Genomic DNA, 229 nt, shown 5'->3' on the forward strand with positions numbered 1-229 from the left:
TTATAAACATATCCATCGGGAATATAGCTGTAGTAAATGTACACAGACGGATTACCATATCCATCGCCATCTGCATCTCTGTAAAAATATTGGGGAGAGAGATTGGTAATGTTTACGTTATTGTCATCATAATCTCCAGCCTGTCTAATATAGCCATTTGGCTGGGCACAACTATTTGTTGAAGCTCCAGGGTTTCCGTAACCATCTCCATCTGCATCTCTGTACCAAA

1 pseudogene is annotated in these 229 nt (G+C 40.2%); it reads right to left on the minus strand.

Annotated features, from left to right (window positions below):
• Nucleotides 1-229: pseudogene (locus ASE40_RS22355) on the minus strand (hypothetical protein); the annotation flags it as partial.

The sequence above is a fragment of the Flavobacterium sp. Root935 genome (assembly GCF_001429295.1).
Taxonomy (GTDB): Bacteria; Bacteroidota; Bacteroidia; order Flavobacteriales; family Flavobacteriaceae; genus Flavobacterium.